Here is a 2301-nt window from a genome sequence, read left to right on the forward strand (position 1 = left end):
GCGCCGACCCGAGCATGGTGCCCTCGGCCCGGGTCGCCGCCCGGCTGATCGAGGCGCTGCGCCGCTGGCCGCAGCCGCCGGTCGTGACCGCGGCGCCGGCCCCGGACGCCGGGACCCCGGCCCCCCCGGATCCCTTCGCCGATCTCTACGGCCGGCTGCGCGGCCAGGCGGCCAATGGCGAGATGGAGGCGGTGCAGACCGGCCGCTACGAGCTGGTCGGCATGGCGCTGATCGAGCACGGCGCCGAATCGAGCCAGATGCTCGACGCCAACCTGCTGCTGATCCAGGCCGCCCAGGCCCTGGATGCGCGTGACGAGGCGCGCCGCGGCCTGACCGCGGCAGCGCCCCTGATCGGCCGGCTGGGCAGCGGCGAGAGCCGGCGGTCGCGGCAGTCGCTGGAGGCGGCCACCGCCTGGCTGGGGCTGCGCATCGTCGCCGCCGACCTGCTGGAGGCGATCGCGGCGGCCAAGGACAAGCCGCTGGACGGCACCACCGCCGACCGCATGTCCGAGCGGCTGGACCAGATCGAGCAGGTCATGGCCCAGGCCCAGGACGGCGTCGACGAGCTGGCGGCCCAGGCCCTGTTCCTGCGCGCCGCGGTGCTGGCCGCGGCCGGGCGCAAGCCGGACGATTCCGAGCTGAAGGCCGAGATCGACCGCCTGCTGAAGTGAGCCGCGGGCCGCGGCCCGCCACCTCACCGCGAATTCATCTCCGCGCCAGCCTCCTGCAACCGGGCTTCGCCTAGTCTCGCAGCATGCGGACGTGCGCTCGCGCCGGCATCGGGGCCCGCCCCTGCCGGCGCTGAACGGGGACATCGGGCCGCCGGGGCCCAATGAGCCCGGCGGCCGAGGAGGAACGGATGAGAGCGCAGATCCTGGTGGGGGTCGCCGTGGCGGCCCTGCTCTGCGGCGTCGTTCCGGTCCGGGCGGCCCTGGCGGACGATCCGCCGGCCCGGGTCGGGCGGCTGGCCGATCTCTCGGGCGCGGTGTCGCTGCGCCCCGACCCGGCCCAGCCCTGGGCCGTGGCCGCCCGCAACCAGCCGGTGACCTCCGGCATGTCGCTGTGGACCGAGCCGCAGGCCCGGGCGGCGGTCGAGATCGGCTCGACCGAGCTGCATCTCGGCGAGCAGAGCGAGCTGGACCTGCAGCAGCTGGACGACACCGCCTTCGGCGCGCAGCTGGGCCAGGGGTCGGTCAACATCGACATCGCCGACCTGCAGGCGGGCGAGACCTATTCGGTCGACACGCCGCGCGGCACGGTCACGCTGGAGCGGCCGGGCGAGTACCGCATCGACGCCGGCACCACCCAGGACCCGACCCAGGTGGTGGTGTTCTCCGGCGAGGCGCAGATCGCCGGCGGGCCGGACGGCCCGGTCGACATCCAGGGCGGCGAGACCGGAATCGTCACCGGCGCCGACCCCTTCGGCTACACCCTGGCGCAGTCGGCCGACCGCGACCCGCTGGACGACTGGGCCGACGGCCGGATCCGCACCGCGTCCGCCGCGCCGCGCTACGTCTCGCGCGCCATGACCGGCTACCAGGACCTGGACGCGGCCGGCACCTGGCACCAGACGCCGACCTACGGCACGGTCTGGTACCCGACCGACGTGCCGTCCGGCTGGGTGCCCTATCGCTACGGGCACTGGGCGAATGACGACCGCTGGGGCTGGACCTGGATCGACGACCAGCCCTGGGGCTTCGCGCCGTTCCATTACGGCCGCTGGGCCTATGTCGACGACCGCTGGGGCTGGGTGCCCGGCCCGGTCGAGGTGCATCCGGTCTACGCCCCCGCCCTGGTCAGCTTCTTCGCCGGGGCCGCGGTCGGCGCCGCCATCACCGCGGCGGTCGACAGCCACCCGATCGGCTGGTACCCGCTGGGCCCGGGCGAGATCTACCGCCCGCCCTACCGGGTCAGCGACACCTATGTCCGGAACGTCAACGTCACCAATGTCCGGAACGTCGAGATCAACCGGATCACCAACATCCACAACGGCCCGACCACGATCATCGAGAACGGCGCCAACCGCCGCTTCGCCACGGTGGTGCCGGCGCAGGTCATGGCCGGCCGCCAGCCGGTGGCGCATGCCGCCCTGCCGGTGGCGGCGGACCAGCTGGACCACGCCAGGCTGACCCCGGTCTCGACCCTGCCGCATCCGGAGGCGCCGGCCGCCGGCCAGCCGCAGGCGCCGCACCCGGCCCAGGCCCGCGTCCCGGGCACTCCCGGGCTGGGAAGCCATCTGCCGCTGGCCGCCGCCGACCCGAACCGGCCGCACCCGCCGGCGCCGAGCCAGCCGGCCAAGCC

2 protein-coding genes are annotated in these 2301 nt (G+C 75.1%); both read left to right on the forward strand.

Going from position 1 to position 2301, the window contains the following annotated elements; genetic code table 11:
• Positions 1 to 671: hypothetical protein (locus tag BWR60_RS37525; RefSeq protein ID WP_179222092.1), on the forward strand; the 671-nt coding region annotated here is incomplete at its 5' end.
• A 188-nt stretch (positions 672 to 859) separates the two neighbouring features.
• Positions 860 to 2301, forward strand: a 1442-nt coding sequence (locus BWR60_RS35915) for a DUF6600 domain-containing protein (protein ID WP_218823845.1), incomplete at its 3' end; no start/stop codon positions are given.

Origin of the sequence: Inquilinus limosus, from assembly GCF_002195995.1 — a bacterium.
GTDB classification, from domain to species: Bacteria; Pseudomonadota; Alphaproteobacteria; order DSM-16000; family Inquilinaceae; genus Inquilinus; species Inquilinus limosus_C.